Raw genomic sequence first — 19,821 nt, forward strand, 5'->3', positions numbered from 1 at the left:
TGGCAGAAATCCACGATAAATACATATATCATACTTTAAAAGACTGTTTGCTAATATTCGTTGTCTGAATAGTTATTTACCGTTTCAAGTGATTTTAGAAATATGTTGGAGATAAAAAAGATTCTTGTCGTGAAGTAAGTGCCTAACTTGCACATGATGAAGATTTTTTTCAAATTAGTAAAATATTAATTAGCTTTGATAGTAAGTTTACATTCCTGCTTTTCACTATGATATAATATCCTATTGAGTGTATATGCGGAAGGAAGTTGGTTTGATGGAAAAAAAGAAAATTCTCTTCTTTATATATGAAATGGGAGCGGGCGGTGCAGCTAGAACTTTATTAAATATAATTAATAATTTAAATAGGGAGAGGTTTAAGCCTGTATTAGTCACGCTAAACTACAATGGAAGTTATGAAAGTGAATTAAACGATGATGTTACTTTTATTAAGTTAGATACTAAAAGATTGAGTAGGTCAATATTTAAACTAGCTTCTATCATTAGAAAAGAAAATATAGATTTAGTTTTCAGTACGATACCACGAGTTAATACGATCGCCACCCTTGCTACAGTTTGTTCTTTCACTAAGTGTAAAAACGTGGTACGAGAAGCTGACAATCTCGGTGGGACGTTTAAAGAGAATACCCAGTTACTGCTTTTTGGATTAGTCTATCGTATGTCTAGTCAAGTTGTCTCTTTGTCAGAAGGTGTTAAAGAGAATTTAGTGTCGAAATATAAATTATCTCGGAAGAGAATAAAAGTTATATATAACCCAGTGGACATAGAGAAAATATCTGTACTTAAATCAGAAGAATTAGATGGGTCCCACGACACCATTTTTCGACAAGGTGGGAAAACCATCCTAACGGCTGGACGATTGGTAGCTCAAAAGGATCAAGCTACTTTGATAGAGGCTTTTCGTATGCTTCAGAAAGAGGTCCAATCTTCTTTAATTATATTGGGTGAAGGCCCTTTAAAACATGAACTTGAACAGCAGATAAATTCTGCTGGACTGAGTGGGAAAGTCCATTTTCTTGGTTTTCAGAAAAACCCGTATAAATTCATATCACGCGCAGATTTATTTGTGCTTAGTTCACAGCATGAAGGTTTTAGCCATGTTATAGCCGAATCCATTGCTTCTGGAACGATGGTTGTGTCGACTGATTGTAAATCAGGACCTTCTGAAGTTCTGGAAGGCGGAAAATATGGTTTTTTGTGTGAGGTAGGAAATTCTCAGGAGATGAGTGGTAAGATGATAGAGGCCCTTACCCTACCGGAAGATGAAAAAGATATGTTGAGAAATGCAGGGATTAAAAGGGCAAGAGCATTTGATGCCAAAGTAATTGTTAAAGAGTATGAAGAAGTTTTTGACGAAGTGCTTTGTAAGAAAAAAAGAAGGTGACATAATTGACTAGCAACATTAACAACAAAGTTGTGCATATTTCAACAGTTCATCATCCCATGGACCCTCGGATTATGCTTAAAGAGTGTCAGTCGTTAGCTGCATCTGGCTATGATGTCACATTAATAGCGAAAAAAACAGAGAACCTTCCTACAAAACTAAATGGTGTTAATATTACCTTTATTAAAAAGTATAATAACAGGTTTATAGGGATGATTTTATCGCCTCTTGAAGCATATGTTAAAGCCAAAAAAATGAAAGCAGCTTACTATCATTTCCACGACCCTGAATTTTTACCGATGGCTAGAATGTTGAAAAAATCTACAAATACAGTCATTTATGATATTCATGAAGATTATGAAACGGGAATTGTCTCACGTAGTTACTTAACAAAGTCAATTAGAGTTTTTCTTAGTAAAGTGTATAAACAAGTGGAAAAGTTCACTATCGGCCCATTAGTTATTGTCTTAGCAGAAAAATATTATAAAGAAAAATATCCTAAAGGGACTTGTATTTTAAATTACCCTACTATTGGCGATAAAGATATTAAAAAGAGAGAGGGAAAGGACTTTTATAGGAATCATCGCTTGCTTTATACAGGAAATGTAACAGAAGACCGTGGTGCATTTGCTCATGCGTTACTTCCTGTTATTGATCATGACATATCAATTCATTTAATAGGTAAATGCTCCCGTCCTCTATACAATGCAATGAAAGATTTAGCGGGAGACTCCGCGGAAAGGCTGGAAGTGACAGGGGTAGGGAAGTTTGTAACTAAAGATGTCATTGATAAAGCATACGAGGAAAAGTGGTTAGCCGGTGTTGCGATATTTCCAGACTCAGATCATTATCGGAGGAAGGAATTAACGAAATTCTTTGAATATATGTTAGCAGGTTTGCCGATTATATGTTCGAATTTCCCTAAATGGAAAGACTTTATTGAAAAGTATGATTGTGGCTTGACGGTTGACCCAACAAATACAAAAGATATTCAATCAGCAATCACCTACCTTAAAAATAACCCAGATGAAGCTAAGAGGCTGGGTGAGAATGGACGACATGCAATTGAGAACGAATTAAACTGGGAAGTTGAGGCAACAAAACTCGAATCCTTATATAAAACGCAACAACCATAACTAACTTACTGGAGAGGAATTTATGGAACATAATCAAACGGATCAACCGCTTGTTTCAGTGATTACCCCGACGTATAACTCAGAAAAGTTTGTACATAAAACGATAGAATCGGTTATAAAACAAACTTATGGAAATTGGGAAATGATCATTGTGGATGATGCTTCAACTGATCATACTAAAGACATAATTAAGAAATACCTCTCTAGCGATACACGTATTACTTTGATAAGTCTCGAAGAAAATAAAGGGGCTGCATTTGCGAGAAACAAGGCTATAGATAATAGTTGCGGACGGTTTATCGCTTTTTTAGATAGCGATGACCAATGGCTGCCTGAGAAATTAGAGTGGCAAATAAAGAAAATGTTAGAGACTAATGTGGCTTTTTCGTATACTGGTTACGTAGTTGTTAATGAAAATGAGGAAATTATAGGCGAAGAGAACATTAAATCATCAATGTTATCTTACAAAGAGCTATTAAAGCATAATGACATAGGGTGTTTGACAGTGGTTCTTGATAAGAGGCAAATTGGTGACATTCAAATGCCAGATATAAGAGCGAGACAAGACTATGCTTTGTGGCTTGAGCTTACAAAAAGAGGGTTTCAGGCTCATGGGATTGATCTGAATTTAGCCAAATATCGCGAGCTTCAAAAGTCTTTATCAAGCAAGAAAATAGAAATGGCAAAGTTGAATTGGAAAGTTTATAGAGATATTGAGAAGCTTAACTTTTTTAAAAGTCTTTGGTATTTCATGCATTTTGCCATCAACAAGACAATGAAATATTTTAAATGATATATGTGTGTGAATTTAATATAGGCGGTGTCTAAACGCATTATGAATACTTATATTACTGAAATGATAAAAAGAAAAGACTTACTGTTTTATTTGGTAAAATCCGGGTTGAAAGCCGAGAATCGAAATAGTTATTTAGGATATTTTTGGTGGCTACTTGATCCGTTATTAAACGTCGTAGTGTATTATTTGCTTGTTCACTTTATTTTGGGGCGTGGAGGAGAAAATTTCGCGGTCTTTCTTGTTATAGGTCTTGTCGCATGGCGGTGGATAAGTACAACAGTTAACACCTCGTCTAAAGCTATTACAAAGTATGCATCCATCATTAATCAAGTATATATGCCGAAATCAATTTTTCCGTTGGCTTTTACTTTTACGCAATTATTTAACTTTGGATTTGGGATTATCGTGATTGCATTATTTCTCATTTTTTATGGGATTATGCCAGGGTGGCAAATTGTTTTTCTGCCTCTTATCATTATAGTTCAATTAATTTTCTTAATCGCAGTAGGCTTTATTTTAGCTTATGTGACAGTTTTTGTGAGAGATATGGACCATCTCTTATCACATGTTACTCGGGTGCTATTTTATTCATCGCCAATTATTTGGGAAGGTGGCCGTTTACCGGCAGAATACAGTTGGGTAGTTGACGTTAATCCTGTAGCTATTATCATTACCTCTTACCGTGATATTTTAATGTATCATAGTTTGCCGAATATTACAGGGTTAGTGTTTACAGGAATTATCTCCTTGATTGTGGCCGTGTTAGCACTTATTTTTTACAGTAAGAATGAGCATAAAATAATTAAAGCTTTATAAAAGAGGGTTTCAATAATGGGAAAACAGCAGAAAGTAATCATTAAGGCAGAAGGACTAGGGGTCTACTTTAATGAAGGTAAAACCGAAGATTATAAGTCCAGAATGCTTGATATGTTTTCGAAAGAGAAAGATAGTAGCCGAGAGAAAAAATTTTGGCCTATTAGAGATTTAAACCTTGAAGCGTACCAAGGAGAGATTCTTGGAATTATCGGTTCAAATGGCTCAGGTAAAACGACTTTGTGTAAAATTTTAACCGGGATTATTCGTCCTGATGAAGGGTCATTAACGATAAATGGCAAAGTGTCGTCTTTGTTTTCTTTAGGAATGGGTTTTAAAAAAGAACTCACAGGGCGGGAGAACGTTTATTTAAATGGAATGATGTTAGGGATCGAGAGAGATAAAATTACAGATTATATTGAAACTATAAAAGATTTTTCGGAGCTAAATGAGTTTTTTGAGCGCCCCATGAAGTATTACTCTAGTGGTATGAAAGCAAGGTTAGGTTTTAGTGTGGCTTCCCACTTAGACCCGGAAATTTTAATTTTGGACGAAGCATTAAATACTGGTGACAAGCAGTTTGGAAGAAAAGCAGCTGACAAAATGAAAGAACTAGTAAAAAAAGCTAAAATGGTTATTATTGTGACACATAGTTTAAGATATGCAAAAAGAAATTGTGATAGGCTTATTTGGCTTGAAAAGGGAGAAATTAAAGGGATCGGTACACCAAAAGAAATGATTAAAGCTTATAAGGAAACACTCCCTCCTAGAAGGCAAAGATCAACTAAAATTGAATTGCAAAAAATAACGACTACGGTTAAGAATGAAACCGTTATTAAAGCAGATAATATGGGAGTTTCGTTTAACATTAGTAAAGATGAATTTTGGGCTTTAAGAAATATCTCTTTGGAAGTTAAAGAAGGTCAAGTTGTAGGTATCATTGGCCATAATGGAGCAGGAAAAAGCACATTGTGTAAAGTGTTGACTAATATCCTGACCCCGAGCGAAGGCAGTATAGAGGTTCAAGGTGAAACCACATCTCTTCTAAGCTATGGAGCAGGATTTAACGAACAATTATCCGGAATAGATAACATTTATTTAAACGGTATGTTACTAGGCATCCCTAAGAAACGCATAGATGAAAAATATGATGAGATCGTCGAGTTCTCTGAATTAGGCAAACACATTCATAAAGCGGTGAAAAAATATTCGAGCGGTATGAGGGCAAGGTTAGGATTCAGCATTGCGGCTATGCTTAAACCGGATGTGTTTATCATTGATGAAGCTTTGTCAACTGGGGATATGGCTTTTAAGCAGAAAGCAAGTGAGAAAATACAAGAAATTATGGGACAGTCTAAGGCAGTTTTAATTGTGACACATAGCATGAGTGTTGCTACTAAAATGTGTAACAGGGTGATTTGGATGGAAAGAGGTCGCATTATATTTGATGGTGACCCGGAAGATGCTGTGCAGAAATACCAAGAAAGAATTGAAGCATTAAGGGCAGCCAAAAAGAACTAGGGTAGGTGATAAAATGCTCAGAAAAGTAAAGAGACTGTTGACAAAATTTATTGAGTGGGTCTTATATAAAAAGCTAAAGTCAAGCCAAAAAGAAAAGTTTTCTAAGCTTTTAACGAGTCGGCAAAAAGCCTTCTTGAAGAAATTTATAAAGACTGGGCAAAAGCAGGCGAGAATGAGGAAAATTGAGAAGCTTCGTCACCGGCTAACCACCCTTGGTTTTCAAGAAAAAGCGTTAGAGGAGTTATCGGACCTATTTGACCAGGGCGAAAACATTTTTTTAAAAAAGATGGCAGGCTACGAGCTAATGACTTGGTATGCCAATCAGCATAATAACGTCTGTGCAGAGCTTGTGATAGAAATAGGTACAGTTTTACTTGATTTAGAGAAAGATAAAGATCGATTGAGAAAACTAATAATTATGCTCTCTGAGAGTTATCAACTGCTTGGGAAGAAGCAGACTGGTAAGAAGATTATAACGAGATTACTTGAAAACGAGGTTCATCCAGATACTTTACTTGCAGCTGCTAATTTAGAAATAGAAGAGAATGCTAAGTTGTATTGGATCAATCAACTATATGATAAGCAGAAGTATCAGCAAATTGCTCTACAAAATAGTGAAGCTTTGCATAAGTATGATGTGTTATCCACTCATAATCCTGAAAAGCGTGCGAACCAAGCTGAGCAACAAAGCAAAGTCTCAATTATTGTGCCTGCTTATAACGCTGAAGATAAAATTAGTACAGCTATTTCATCGCTACTTAATCAAACATGGAGAAATATTGAAGTTCTTGTAGTCGATGATTGTAGTACCGATAATACAACAGACATTGTGAGAGGTCTTGCTGAAAAAGACTCAAGAGTGAAGCTTTTACAGACTAATGAGAATAGTGGTGCTTACGTAGCCCGCAATACGGCATTAAAGATAGCGAGTGGAGAATATGTGACAATTAATGATGCAGATGACTGGTCGCATCCTGATAAAATTGAATTACAAGCTCGTCATTTAGATAGACATTCTCATTTTATTGGTAATTTCAGCAATCAAGCGAGGGTATCGAATGACCTTAATTTTTACCGGAGGGGGAAATTTGGTGTCTATATATTTACGAATTTCTCCTCCTTTATGTTCCGAAGAGAAAAAGTAGTTGAAACGTTAGGCTATTGGGATTCTGTTAGATTTGCTGGTGATTCAGAGTACGTGAAACGGATTAAAAGGGTATTTGGAGAAAGATCATTAGCAGAGCTTGCAGGCCCCCCTATGTCGTTCCAACGGCAGACAGCAGATTCTTTAACCGGAAATTCTGCTTTTGGTTTTCCAGGTTATTTTATGGGAGCGAGACAGGAATACGCAGAATCTCATGATCACTACCATGAGAGTGGAGGGAGTTTAAAATACCCATTCCCACAAGAGGTAAGGCCATTTCCTATTCCAGCGCCAATGAAGCCGAAGCGAGTGGTGAATAAAGGTGAACGTCGGCACTTTGATGTGATTATTGCGTCAGAGTTTCGTTTGTTGGGCGGTACTAATATGTCGAATATAGAAGAGATCAAAGCCCAAAAGCAACACGGTTTGAAAACGGGGCTCGTGCAATTATCCCGATATGATTTAAATTCGGTGGAGCGAATTAATCCACAAGTACGAGAAACGATTGATGGTGATAGAGTGGAAATGATCGTTTACGGAGAAAAGGTCAGTTGTGACGTTCTGATAGTCCGTCATCCACCAGCGCTACAAGAATGGCAGAAGTATGTTCCGGATGTGAGGACAGGTCGTGTGGAAGTGATCGTGAATCAACCGCCGCAGAGGGATTATGGTGAAAAAGGGGAACGACTCTACTCGTTTAAAGAGTGTGTGAAGCACTTAAAGATGTATTTTGGACAAGAGGGCACGTGGTATCCAATTGGCCCCGAGATTAGGAAGACATTGGATAAGTATCACAAGGCAGAACTGGATGAGATTAATTTAGCTGAAGAAGACTGGGTAAACATCATTCATGTAGATGAGTGGTGGCGAGGGCGTTACACACGAGAGGAAGGCAGCCCGATCCGTATAGGGCGTCATTCGAGAGACCAGTATGTGAAATGGCCTGAAAGCCGAGAAAAAATGATGTTAATCTACCCAACAGAGGGGCCGTATGAAATTCACGTATTAGGAGGAGCGAAAAGCCCTAAAAAAGTGCTGGGGGAGTTGCCGAGTAATTGGAACGTGAAGGAATTTGGTGAAGAAAGTCCCCAGTCGTTTTTAAAGAGGTTAGATGTGTTTGTCTACTATACACACTCAGATTGGGTGGAAGCGTTTGGCCGCGTAATATTTGAAGCAATGGCGGCAGGGGTGCCTGTAGTGATTGAGCCGAAGTATAAAGACTTATTTGGAGAAGCGGCGATATACGCTGAGCCTGAAGAGGTGCTAAAGGCAATAGAGAAATTAATGAGTCAGCCAGAGCGGTATGAAGCCCAAGTAGAGAAAGCAAAACAATACGTGGACGAGCACTTCGGATATGCTAAACATATCACCAGAATTACGGGGTGAAAATATGGGAAATAAAAAATCAATGACCGGCTCTAGCCGGTCATTAATTGAAATTGACCCAATAGAAGAAAGAATAAAAAAAGAGCAGCTACGAAACGCAAAGTTACTTAAAGAAAATAAAGATTTGGAAATAAAATATAGAATATTTCAATCAAGTTTGATAGGGAAGACGATTTATGTTTATTTACGGATAAGGCGCACTTGGAGGCAATGTCTTAAGATTGTCCAAGGAAAAAAAAGTTATAGACAAGTATTTGATAAGAGATATAAAAAACAAAAAGCCGAGCAAAGAGTAACAAAATTCAAAAGAAAACTCGAGGAAGGGTTTGAAAAAAGAATCCTAAAAGAACTTGAAAAAGACATTCAACGAGTGGATAACCATTATCTTGTATCTCTTTCAGCTTGGGAGCTTGTGTTGTGGTATGCTAGAAAACAAACTTACTTTAACAAATTAAAAGCGTTAGATTGCATTAAAATTATGGGGAAAAGCGGTTATAAATCAAGTTTAAAACATAAAAAAACAATTATTGAAGCTGAGCTGCTTCATGCTTTAGGAATGAGTGAGAAAGCAATCTCGATACTAGAAAATTTTCCTGAGACTCATTATTCGTCAATAGACGAAAACTTTGCAAAAGCTAATATATGTGAAGATCCTCAGGAAAAAATAGGGTATATTAACAGGGTGTTTAATAAATACGATCAGTGTGTATTGAGTAAAGAAGGTCTTCAAGTCGAGGAAACGTTATTCAATCAACTAAGAATTGATTATGAATGCTGTGAAGAATCCATAGGAGGTAAGGATCTACCAAAAGTCTCCATTATTGTGCCAGTTTATAACGCTGAAAATTCAATCAAGACAGTGGTTAACAGCTTGATAAATCAAACATGGTCAAATATTGAAGTGATTATAGTTGATGATGGTAGTACGGACGAAACTCTTAATATAATACGTTATTTAGCTGAAAGAGATTCAAGAATAAGTTGCTACAGTACAGAGGAGTATTCTGGGAACTATAGCGCTAGAAATATAGGACTTAAGGTAGCGACAGGTGAATACGTCACAGTGAACGGTCCTGATGAGTGGGCACACCCTCAGAAAATCGCTTATCAAGCAAATCATCTAATGCACAACCCAGATGTGATTGCGAACACCTCATTGCAAGTTTGTGTAACCGAAGAGTTAAGTTTTATGAGAGTTGAAAATGAAGTAACCGAATATACCTTTTCAAACAAAAGTTCATTAATGTACTTGAGAGAAAAAGTAATAGAGAAACTGGGATTTTGGGATATGGTGAGTTTTGGAGGAAGTCAGGAATTTGTAAGTCGCCTTATAAGAATATTTGGCCAACATGCATTGGTAAATTTAACGAACGGTGTTTACTCTTTTAGAAAAGCTGATAGTACTTCTGTCGTATTAGATGGATGTCTTTATAAGGGGTGGCAGGTGAATGCGTATAAAGAATACGCAGAATCTCATGATCACTACCATGAGAGTGGAGGGAATTTAAAATACCCATTCCCACAAGAGGTAAGGCCATTTCCTATTCCAGCGCCAATGAAGCCGAAGCGAGTGGTGAATAAAGGTGAACGTCGGCACTTTGATGTGATTATTGCGTCAGAGTTTCGTTTGTTGGGCGGTACTAATATGTCGAATATAGAAGAGATCAAAGCCCAAAAGCAACACGGTTTGAAAACGGGGCTCGTGCAACTATCCCGATATGATTTAAATTCGGTGGAGCGAATTAATCCACAAGTACGAGAAACGATTGATGGTGATAGGGTGGAAATGATCGTTTACGGAGAAAAGGTCAGTTGTGACGTTCTGATAGTCCGTCATCCGCCAGCGCTACAAGAATGGCAGAAGTATGTTCCGGATGTGAAGGCAGGTCGTGTGGAAGTGATCGTGAATCAACCGCCGCAGAGGGATTATGGTGAAAAAGGGGAACGACTTTACTCGTTTAAAGAGTGTGTGAAGCACTTAAAGATGTATTTTGGACAAGAGGGCACGTGGTATCCAATTGGCCCCGAGATTAGGAAGACATTGGATAAGTATCACAAGGCAGAACTGGATGAGATTAATTTAGCTGAAGAAGACTGGGTAAACATCATTCATGTAGATGAGTGGTGGCGAGGGCGTTACACACGAGAGGAAGGCAGCCCGATCCGTATAGGGCGTCATTCGAGAGACCAGTATGTGAAATGGCCTGAAAGCCGAGAAAAAATGATGTTAATCTACCCAACAGAGGGGCCGTATGAAATTCACGTATTAGGAGGAGCGAAAAGCCCTAAAAAAGTGCTGGGGGAGTTGCCGAGTAATTGGAACGTGAAGGAATTTGGTGAAGAAAGTCCCCAGTCGTTTTTAAAGAGGTTAGATGTGTTTGTCTACTATACACACTCAGATTGGGTGGAGGCGTTTGGCCGCGTAATATTTGAAGCAATGGCAGCAGGGGTACCTGTAGTGATTGAGCCGAAGTATAAAGACTTATTTGGAGAAGCGGCGATATACGCTGAGCCTGAAGAGGTGCTAAAGGCAATAGAGAAATTAATGAGTCAGCCAGAGCGGTATGAAGCCCAAGTAGAGAAAGCAAAACAATACGTGGATGAGCACTTCGGGTATGTTAAACATATCACCAGAATTGCGAGGGACAGATATGGAAAGTAAGGAAAAACAAATAAGGGATAGAGTGAAGAAAGAAAACACATTAGCGCAATTGCAGGAAGAAAATAGCCAAATTAAGAAAAAAAACGACGTTATTAAAAGAAGTCCAGTTTGGAAGATTGGAAATAAATTTTTGGAACCATTTGTTCGCTTCAAGAAGCTGTACGGAAGGATCATGCCTCAAAATAGAAAATCGAAGTTAAAGGCTTTAGAACAATCAAATTATGATTTAGAGTGTCAGATAAATAAATTAATGTCTGAAATACGTGTTAAAGAAGCCCAGGTTATACTATTATCCAATGATCAGAGCACAGAAGACTTAAATAAAGCTATTAAGTTGTTGAGTAAAGAGCCGAACTCGTTAGAGATCATTGATACTATTGTGAACGGCTGTAAAATGAAATCTAAATCTGCCAAACGCACTTTAGACACTATAGTGAACAGATTCCATTTACTAAAAGATATTGAACAAAGAAATGTTGTGTTCAATAAATTAATTGATGCTTATGACATACGGGAAATACCCGAAAAGATAGTAAGGTATTCTGAAGAGGCAATTGCTAGTGAGATTAATTCAGTAGCCTCTTTTAAAACGAGCTTAGTATTACGATCAACGATTAGAAAAAAACAGCGGTTAACACATGATCATATTTTAGATGATAAGTCCTTAGCATATCAATTGATGGATGTATTGGATGTCAGGAGGCCTTTTAGAAGCACTGAAACGTTTACAACTAAAACATTCTCTCCAGAAAATGAGCGAGTATTAAAACCTGTAAATTCTGCTGGTTCAAGAGGCGTCTATATTATCTATGATGAAACAAATATACAAAGAGTTAAAGATACCTCTATTTTTCAAGGCTATGATGAATTAAAATTAAAAATGAAAGAAGATGTACAAAAGGGGTTTGTACAAAATGATGAATGGTTTTTAGAAGAATTTATCTATGATAGAGAGCGTCACAAACCTGCTAAAGATTTGAAATTTTATTGTTTTTATGGACGAGTGGGACTTGTACTTGAAATTGAAAGGTTTCCGAATATAAAATATTGCTGGTGGGATAGTTCAGGTTGTAAAGTTCATACAGGTAAATATGAAGATCAATTATTCGCAGGAGAGGGCTTTACAAAGGATGAGATTGAGTTAGTTAAAAAATTAAGTGCTGAGCTTCCTGTCCCATTTATGCGAATTGATTTTCTTAAAACTTCAACTGAATTTGTATTTGGAGAATTCACACCAAAACCTGGGAATTACAATGAGTTTAACGAAAAAACGGATCAGTTACTTGGAGAAATGTACCTTGAAGCCGAATATAAGTTAATTGATGATTTAATAAAAGGAAAAGAATTTTCACATTTTAAAGAAATATATCAAAAAGTGACGGCTTTTCAAGCTGACATAGAAAGTCATAGTAAGGAGGATATGTAATGGAAGATATCCCAGAAGAGAATTTCTTGCCACATTTAACAGAGGAAATAGTAGCCGATGCCAAGGGACCTGATTTAGATGCGTTTGCTATTGCTTTAGAAGGTTGGCGAAGGGGTCTAAAATTAACGTGGTATGCAAAAAATGCTGTAGATTTCCCGAAAATGAGGATGTGGAATGTCGAAAAACCAGGTAAACTATTTTCGCTTACATCAAGTCATAAGACGCATTATTTCTTTCGCACTCGAGGAGATAAAGTAACAAATGAAGCGGTTGACTTATGTATGGATAAGCAACTAACAAAAGAACGTTTGGATGAAAAAGGAGTGCCAATACCAGCAGGGAAGAGCTTTGATAAAAATACCTCTACAGAGGCCGTCCTTAAGTATGCTTCTTCCATTGGCTATCCTTTAGTTTTGAAGCCGATTGATGGGAGCTTTGGTCAGGGTGTTTATGTTAATATCAAAAGCTCAGAAGCACTACAAGACATTTTGGATAATAGTGATGCGAATCAAACTGATTTTATTGTAGAAAGATTCATCCCTGGAGATGAATATAGAGTCTATGTTGTAGAAGGTAAAGCTGTTGGAATGATTTTGCGTAACCCAGCTAATGTTAAAGGTGATGGCTTTTCATCTATACGACGTTTAATCGATCAGAAGAATGAACTTAGACAAGACAACCCACGACTTATTAGCTGCCCAATAAAAATAACGAATGAGATAAGAAATTATCTATATGAACACAATTATGACTTGGATGACATTATTCCAGAGAATAAAATTGTAAACTTAATAGAAAAAAGTAATATTTCACTCGGTGGAGATCCTATAAGTGTTGATATGGCTACTGCACCAAAAGTGGCAGAGGCAGCTATCGCTGCGTTAAACGTTGTTCCTGGACTTCCGCATGGTGCAGTGGATGTGATATGGGATAAAGTGAGTGGCGACGTCGCGGTTTTAGAAATTAATCCTTCTGCTCAAATAGGATCGTTGCTATTCCCGTTAGAGGGCCCAGCATTTGATGTACCTAGTGCTATTATCGATGCGTATTTCCCTGAAACTAAAAACGTAGATATTGAGAGAGAGAAGCTTTATTTTGATTTTACAGATGTGTTATTTCCCTTGAAATCAAAAACTGCGACAAAAACGACAGTGACACCGGCTATAACGGAGGGGATCATTGTTAAGAAGTATACAGTTTTTGGGGATGTGCAAGGTATTGATTTTCATAGGGGGCTCAGAAAACAAGCCTTTGAACGTTACCTTAACGGCTTTGTTATGAATTTAAGTAATGGCGAAATAGAAGTTATCGTTGCTGGAACAGATGAAAATAAAATATATGATTTTGAAAAGGCTATATGGGAAGATCCAGAAAGGTCATCTGTGGAAAAAGTCGAGGTCTCATCTTATAACCTTCCTGTAAAGATCGGTTTTGAAATTAAAGCTGACTTAAAAACCCAATTAGAAGAACTGAACTTATTAAAAAAGGAAATTGAACAGACCGAAAAAAAGTATAGGAAGCTTAAAAAAAGGAACCAACAATTAAAAGGAAGTTTATCTTGGAAAGTGTCTGCCCCAATAAGGCTTTTGGGGGATGCTGCAAAATTAATTAAGTTAAAAAGGTAAGAAATTATTGGAGGACAAGCATGAGTAATCAAGCCATTACATTACCACAATTAACAAATGATATCGTTGTAAGTGCCCGTAAAACTAGATTATGTGCATATTCTGTGGCTCTTGAAGGTTGGCGACGTGGATTGACGTTAAAGTGGTATACAAAAGATTCTGAGCATTTTCAAGATATGGTCGTCTTTGGTGTCAATCCACCCGGACGTTTATTTTCATTAACTTCAAAGGAAAGAACGCATTATTTTTTCCGCACACGAGGAGATAAAGTCACCAATGAAGCAGTAGAAATTGGGTCAGAAAAGGACTTGACTAAGAAGTGGTTGGAAAAATCACATGTCCCAGTTCCAAAAGGGTTTGGTTTTGGCGAAAATGATAGTGATGAGAATATTATCGAAACTGCTACATCACTGCCATATCCTCTTGTTTTGAAACCGACAAATGGAAGCTTAGGAAATGGTGTCGTAACAAATATTAAGTCTGAACAGGCTTTAAGAAAAGCCATTAAGTATGTGCGTCATACACTTGGCTATAAAGAAGTTGTACTGGAACAGCATGTGAGTGGATCAGAGTACCGTATATATGTTATTGAAGATAAAGTTATAGCTGCTTATAATAGGTTACCTGCAAATATTATTGGAGATGGCCTGCATACAATTGAAGAATTAATTGCATTGAAAAACTTAGAGAGAAAGAAAAATGCAAGACTTCATAGCTGTTTAATTGAAGCGGACATCGAAATTACTGAATTCCTTGAAAGTGCAGGATATACTTATGAGAGTATCCCGCCGAAAGGAGAAAAAATTTATTTAAGGGAAAAAACGAATGTCTCTTCAGGTGGGGACCCAATTGATGTGACAGATAGCATTGGTGATTACTATAAAGAAATAGCTATTAATGCTGTCAAGGCTATTCCTGGCTTGTATCATGGGGGAGTAGATATTATCGTTGATGACACAAAACCTGAAAAGGAATCGGCTGTAGTTATCGAACTTAACCCAACAGCACAAATTGGGGGTATTCTTTTCCCGTTAAGAGGGAAAGCAAGAGATATACCTAAAGCAATCATTGATTATTATTTTCCAGAAACTAAAGGAGTCGATACGTCAAAATCAAATTTTTATTTTGACTTTTTAGCTGCGATGGAACCTTTAGAAAATAGATCCACAATCGAAGTGGAGGTCAGCCCGGCTCCTAAAAATGAGTTAGTTGCTAAAAAATATATACTAAGTGGAGAAGTGAATCGTCAAAGCTTTCATAATGCGATTAGTTTATATGCTCAAAGCCATGGCATACATGGTGAAATTAATAAAAATTTCACAGGAGAAATTGAACTAATCGTTGGTAGTGAGACAAAAGAGGCCTTGGCGGGGTTGAAGAGTTTCTTAAAAAGACAAAAGAAAATAGCGAAAGTAGAAGCGATTCAAGAGGAGGTTTGGAAAGAGCCTATTAAAATTGGCTTCGATGTTAACGAAAACTTTAATACTAATCGAAAAGAAAGTGTACACAATATATTAAAGCGTATTAGAAGAGAATATAAGAATTTAAATAAAGAGGTTTATAAATTGGAAAAGGACAATGTTAATATTTTAAATAGTCGCTCATGGAAGTTCGGCCGTCTAATAAGTTCAGTAAAAAATCTAAGGCAAAAATAATAAATTTAACCTAAAGTTCTCTCAATAAATACTAAATAGGATGTGTTAAAATGAATTCTATCTATCCATCTTGGCTGTCAAAGCAAATGCTTTCAGGTATTAGGGGCTTTAATGTTTGTGCTTATCTTGTTGCGCTCGAAGGTTGGCGAAGAGGGCTAGAATTAAAGTGGTATTACAACCCTAATTTGTTATCTGATATTAAAGGAGTTGGTTATAATCCAACAGGTAAATTCTTCTCGTTGAGTAATGGTAAGAAGACTCACTTTTTCTTCCGCTCTAGAGGTGATAAAGTTTCAAATGAGGCAATTAACATAGCTTCAGATAAAGAGCTAACAAAAAAATACTTGATAAAAGCAAATGTTCCAGTGAGTGAAGGGACGTTTTTCGATGTTAATGATGATGTTCAATCAATTCTTGACAAAGCAAGAGATGTAACTTATCCATTAGTGATTAAGCCAGCATTAGGGAGTTTGGGAAAAGGGGTAATAACTAATATTCGGACAGAAGAAGAGCTGAAACATAGTATTACTTACGTTAATTCTGAATTCCCTTATGATAAATATATTATAGAACGTTTTATTACTGGTGATGACTATCGTATTTATGTCATGGGAGACAAAGTTTTGGGTGCTTTTAAGAGAATTGCAGCTAACGTTGTGGGGGATGGGAAGCGGACAATAAGTGAATTAATTAAACAAAAAAATGAAGAGAGAAACTTGAATCCTTACTTATCGGCTAAACCTATTAAAATTAATAGGAATTTATTGGAGTATATAGGAAGAGAGGGTAAAAGCCTTGAAGATATACCCGACGAAAATGAAGTTGTATTCTTACAAGGTTTGAGTAATATTACTTCAGGTGGTGATTCGATTGATGTCACAAAAAAACTACCGGATAACATTAAAAAAGTTGCTATAAACACTATTAAAGCTATTCCAAGCTTAATACATGCCGGTATTGATGTCATTATAAACGAAGAGGAAATAACAATAATTGAAGTTAATGCAACGGCAGGAATTACTTCACATCATTTTCCTATGTTTGGGGATCCGCAAAATATACCAGCAGGTATTATTGATTATTATTTCCCTGATACAAAAGGAGTAGAAAAAGCTGATGATAATATTTATTATGACCAAAAAAAAGTTTTAGATTTATTAGAAGGTAAGATTGTTGAGAATATAGAAATTCCAAAAGCTCCCCTAGGGGACTTATTTGCTAAAAGGTATGTTGTGGTTGGTAACGTCCAAGGGGTTAATTTTAGAAAGTGGATAAGAAAAAAAGCTTTAGACAATAATTTAAACGGCTATACTCGAAATTTAACTAATGGAAATGTAGTCGTAGTAGTAGCTGGAATTGACAAAGAAAAGGTCGAGGCTTTTAAAGAAATATGTATGGAAGGACCTAGTAGAGCGCAAGTTCGCTTAGTCAAAGAGTTTGTATGGGATAAACAAATTAAAGCTGGTTTTGAGATACGAAAAAGTAAATAAGTTTCTCTAAACTTAATATTTTATGTCCAAATTATAAGTAGCAATTACTGAGGAGGATTTTTGGGAATATGGAAAATAATTATGAATGGCTGCCTCATTTAGATAATTCAATACCTATTTCAGCGTATGGGTACAAATTATGTATTTATACCATCGCTTTAGAAGGCTGGAGAAGGGGTTTAAAAGTAAAGTTTTTTAATGTGTATAGAAAAGAAAAAGGAGAGACTAAGCTCACTGTAAGATTTTCTTTAACCTCAAAGAATACAGAACACACATTCGCTGTCTCGAGAGGAGATCTAGTAAATAAGCAAGCAATCAGTGTATGTGTAGATAAAGATTTGACTAAAAAATACCTTTCTACAGCTGGTGTTGATGTACCGCTAGGGAAAAGTTTTACTCATACTGACTCTGATGAAGTCATTATTAAGTATTTTAAATCACTTAACTTTCCTGTAGTTCTCAAACCAACAGATGCAGGTGGAGGAAAAGGAGTAATTACTAATATAAATAGTGTTGAAGACCTTAAACAAGCGTTGCTACATGTTAGAACAGATTTGAATTATAAAAATGTGATACTTGAGAGGTATATAGCCGGAGAAGATCATCGAGTATATGTTATTGGGAATAGAGTGATTGGGGTATATAAGCGGATACCTGCCAATGTAATAGGTGATGGCAAAAGAACTATAAGTGAACTTATAGATGTTAAAAACAACTTAAGAAAAAAAAATCCTTACTTAGCAGGCCGGCTAATTAAAAAAGATAAAGAAATGGAAAATTTCATGAATTTAAAAGGTCTGTCTCTTAAAGATATCCCTAAAGTAAATGAGAGAGTTTTTGTACGGGAGAAAGGAAGTCTGTCAGCAGGTGGTGAACCTATAGATGTTACTGATCAGATCCCTCAAAAGGCTAAAGATACTGCAATTGCAGCAGCTAAAGCCATACCAAACTTACCACAATGCGCTGTAGATATGATTATAGAAAAAGATACTGGGATTGGCTTTGTAAATGAGGTTAATTCTAAACCGCAAATAAGTAATCATCTTTATCCTGTGGAAGGAAAGGCAAGAGACATTCCAAAGGCTATTATAGATTATTATTTCCCAGAAACCATAGAAGAGGGGTTTAGGAATGACTTAATATATTTTGATTTCGATAGTATACTACCACCTTTAAGAAATGGACAAGTTCAAGAAATTACCTACCCTTCACTCGAAAAGGAAGACTTCATAATTAAAAAAATTGAAATGACGGGGTCTTTTAAAAAGATTAAATATAAAAAATTGCTTAAGAAACAAGCTCTAAATTTAAAACTGCATGGATTTATTAAAGGAAATGCAAATAATATTTCAATTGTTATTTCTGGAAAAAAAGATAATATTAAGAGATTTATTACTGAACTTCGTAAATACTTCTCAAGTGATGTAACTTTTAAAGAATTAGAATGGAGAAAGCCAGTTAAGGCAGGATTTGAGGTTGTGCAAGATAAAGTGGTCTCTGCTAAAAGGAATAATAAAGAGATAGAAGCTATTAAAAGAAAATATGAGTCAATAGAAAATAGTACATTTTGGAAAATGACAAAACCGGTTAGAGTAATAGCAGATTCTTTTAAAAGTTCTGGAAAGAAAAAATAATATAATACATTTATTTTGTATCATGGAAGGTAGAGGTAGGATGGAAAATGCAATAGGAGTCATTGATTCAGGAGTAGGTGGCTTAACTGTAGCTCATGAATTGATGAGACAATTACCGAAAGAAAGACTTATTTACCTAGGGGATACTTTAAGGTGTCCCTATGGATCAAGATCTGAAGATGAAGTAAGGCAATTCACTTGGGAAATGGTTGATTTTTTACTACAGAAAGAGATCAAACTCTTAGTTATTGCCTGTAATACTGCTACTGCCTTTACGTTAGAAGAGCTTCAAAAGGAATTAAAAATACCAGTTATTGGAGTTATACAACCAGGAGCAAGAGCTGCAATTAATTACACTCATAATAATAATGTAGCTGTAATAGGTACAGAGGGTACTATTAGAAGTAACGCTTATGAAGAGACTCTGAAAGCTATAAATTCGGAAATAAACGTTTTTTCATTAGCTTGTCCTCTGTTTGTACCTTTAGTTGAGAATAGGTCAGCATATGAGTATAAATTCAAAGAAATTATTCAGAAATCTTTAGCGCCGTTAAAAATGGAGCAAAATATGGATACATTAATTTTAGGGTGTACGCACTATCCGATTATAAAAGATGCGATACAAGAGGCGATAGGGGATAAAGTGTCGATAGTATCTTCTAGTGAAGAAACTGCAAGAGAAACGAGTGTTGTACTTGACTTTCATCAAATATTAAATCATAAACCGTACAAATCTAATCATCAGTTTTTTACGACGGGTAAAATTGAGACATTCACTTCTATTACAAAAGCGATTTTTAAGAGTTCAATTAAAAATCTTAAAACAGTCACAATTGAAAAGGCGATAATAAGATAGAAGGGGTAAAAGACATAACCAACTATGGTATTAATGTTGTCAAGTCATAAAAACTTTATTTTCTTCGATCTTTAATTGAAAAGGTAGTTAATTGTCAACACCTCCTATTAAGATAAACTTATCATAGGAGGTTTCTTTATGTTGGGAACGTCGGTGAGATTATACTTCTTGTTGGTAGCCTAAAAAGGAAATGACGGCCAAAGTGTAGGAGTGAAAGTTGTTTATAGTTAATTAAAGGTATGAAATTATAATTATGAAGCGCAACTGACATAGAG

At 36.1% G+C, this 19,821-nt stretch carries 13 protein-coding genes; all 13 read left to right on the forward strand.

Annotated elements, in window-relative coordinates:
* Positions 1 to 274 precede the first annotated feature (274 nt).
* Positions 275 to 1,402 carry a glycosyltransferase gene (locus BK581_RS15355; protein ID WP_078578985.1) on the forward strand — a complete coding sequence of 376 codons (1,128 nt, stop codon included), beginning with the start codon at positions 275 to 277 and terminating at the stop codon, positions 1,400 to 1,402.
* A gap of 5 nt (positions 1,403 to 1,407) precedes the next feature.
* The gene (locus tag BK581_RS15360) at positions 1,408 to 2,538 is read left to right on the forward strand and encodes a glycosyltransferase (protein WP_245829081.1); all 1,131 of its coding nucleotides are present in this window, start codon (positions 1,408 to 1,410) and stop codon (positions 2,536 to 2,538) included.
* A gap of 22 nt (positions 2,539 to 2,560) precedes the next feature.
* On the forward strand, positions 2,561 to 3,331 hold the full coding sequence (locus tag BK581_RS15365; RefSeq protein ID WP_078578986.1) for a glycosyltransferase family 2 protein: 771 nt from the start codon (positions 2,561 to 2,563) through the stop codon (positions 3,329 to 3,331).
* 42 nt (positions 3,332 to 3,373) lie between these two features.
* Positions 3,374 to 4,150, forward strand: coding sequence for an ABC transporter permease (locus BK581_RS15370; RefSeq protein ID WP_078578987.1), 777 nt, complete (start codon positions 3,374 to 3,376; stop codon positions 4,148 to 4,150).
* A 15-nt stretch (positions 4,151 to 4,165) separates the two neighbouring features.
* Positions 4,166 to 5,668 (forward strand): ABC transporter ATP-binding protein, encoded by a 1,503-nt coding sequence (locus BK581_RS15375; RefSeq protein ID WP_078578988.1) that lies wholly within the window; start codon positions 4,166 to 4,168, stop codon positions 5,666 to 5,668.
* Positions 5,669 to 5,840: 172 nt separating this feature from the next.
* Positions 5,841 to 8,198 (forward strand): glycosyltransferase, encoded by a 2,358-nt coding sequence (locus BK581_RS15380; RefSeq protein ID WP_245829084.1) that lies wholly within the window; start codon positions 5,841 to 5,843, stop codon positions 8,196 to 8,198.
* Between the two features lie 4 nt (positions 8,199 to 8,202).
* The gene (locus tag BK581_RS15385; RefSeq protein WP_169837742.1) at positions 8,203 to 10,860 is read left to right on the forward strand and encodes a glycosyltransferase; all 2,658 of its coding nucleotides are present in this window, start codon (positions 8,203 to 8,205) and stop codon (positions 10,858 to 10,860) included.
* Complete coding sequence (locus BK581_RS15390; protein WP_169837743.1) at positions 10,850 to 12,286, forward strand: ATP-grasp fold amidoligase family protein; 1,437 nt, start codon at positions 10,850 to 10,852, stop codon at positions 12,284 to 12,286. Before BK581_RS15385 ends, BK581_RS15390 begins: the two co-directional genes overlap by 11 nt.
* Entirely contained in the window at positions 12,286 to 13,911 is a 1,626-nt protein-coding gene (locus tag BK581_RS15395) for an acylphosphatase (protein WP_078578992.1), read from the forward strand. Before BK581_RS15390 ends, BK581_RS15395 begins: the two co-directional genes overlap by 1 nt.
* 20 nt (positions 13,912 to 13,931) lie before the next feature.
* Entirely contained in the window at positions 13,932 to 15,566 is a 1,635-nt protein-coding gene (locus tag BK581_RS15400) for an acylphosphatase (protein ID WP_078578993.1), read from the forward strand.
* 50 nt (positions 15,567 to 15,616) lie between these two features.
* Complete coding sequence (locus BK581_RS15405) at positions 15,617 to 17,056, forward strand: acylphosphatase (RefSeq protein WP_078578994.1); 1,440 nt, start codon at positions 15,617 to 15,619, stop codon at positions 17,054 to 17,056.
* Positions 17,057 to 17,124: 68 nt separating this feature from the next.
* The gene (locus BK581_RS15410; RefSeq protein WP_078578995.1) at positions 17,125 to 18,690 is read left to right on the forward strand and encodes an acylphosphatase; all 1,566 of its coding nucleotides are present in this window, start codon (positions 17,125 to 17,127) and stop codon (positions 18,688 to 18,690) included.
* Between the two features lie 40 nt (positions 18,691 to 18,730).
* Complete coding sequence (gene racE, locus BK581_RS15415) at positions 18,731 to 19,546, forward strand: glutamate racemase (RefSeq protein WP_078578996.1); 816 nt, start codon at positions 18,731 to 18,733, stop codon at positions 19,544 to 19,546.
* The last annotated feature ends 275 nt before the right edge of the window (positions 19,547 to 19,821 follow it).

It is taken from the genome of Salipaludibacillus agaradhaerens, assembly GCF_002019735.1.
Lineage (GTDB): Bacteria > Bacillota > Bacilli > Bacillales > Salisediminibacteriaceae > Salipaludibacillus > Salipaludibacillus agaradhaerens.

What these genes read in the sequence shown, in the direction of transcription:
- BK581_RS15355 (WP_078578985.1), top strand. Translation starts at nt 275, where the DNA reads ATGGAAAAAAAGAAAATTCTCTTCTTTATATATGAAATGGGAGCGGGC.
- BK581_RS15365 (WP_078578986.1), top strand. Translation starts at nt 2,561, where the DNA reads ATGGAACATAATCAAACGGATCAACCGCTTGTTTCAGTGATTACCCCG.
- BK581_RS15370 (WP_078578987.1), top strand. Translation starts at nt 3,374, where the DNA reads ATGAATACTTATATTACTGAAATGATAAAAAGAAAAGACTTACTGTTT.
- BK581_RS15375 (WP_078578988.1), top strand. Translation starts at nt 4,166, where the DNA reads ATGGGAAAACAGCAGAAAGTAATCATTAAGGCAGAAGGACTAGGGGTC.
- BK581_RS15380 (WP_245829084.1), top strand. Translation starts at nt 5,841, where the DNA reads ATGAGGAAAATTGAGAAGCTTCGTCACCGGCTAACCACCCTTGGTTTT.
- BK581_RS15385 (WP_169837742.1), top strand. Translation starts at nt 8,203, where the DNA reads ATGGGAAATAAAAAATCAATGACCGGCTCTAGCCGGTCATTAATTGAA.
- BK581_RS15390 (WP_169837743.1), top strand. Translation starts at nt 10,850, where the DNA reads ATGGAAAGTAAGGAAAAACAAATAAGGGATAGAGTGAAGAAAGAAAAC.
- BK581_RS15395 (WP_078578992.1), top strand. Translation starts at nt 12,286, where the DNA reads ATGGAAGATATCCCAGAAGAGAATTTCTTGCCACATTTAACAGAGGAA.
- BK581_RS15400 (WP_078578993.1), top strand. Translation starts at nt 13,932, where the DNA reads ATGAGTAATCAAGCCATTACATTACCACAATTAACAAATGATATCGTT.
- BK581_RS15405 (WP_078578994.1), top strand. Translation starts at nt 15,617, where the DNA reads ATGAATTCTATCTATCCATCTTGGCTGTCAAAGCAAATGCTTTCAGGT.
- BK581_RS15410 (WP_078578995.1), top strand. Translation starts at nt 17,125, where the DNA reads ATGGAAAATAATTATGAATGGCTGCCTCATTTAGATAATTCAATACCT.
- racE (WP_078578996.1), top strand. Translation starts at nt 18,731, where the DNA reads ATGGAAAATGCAATAGGAGTCATTGATTCAGGAGTAGGTGGCTTAACT.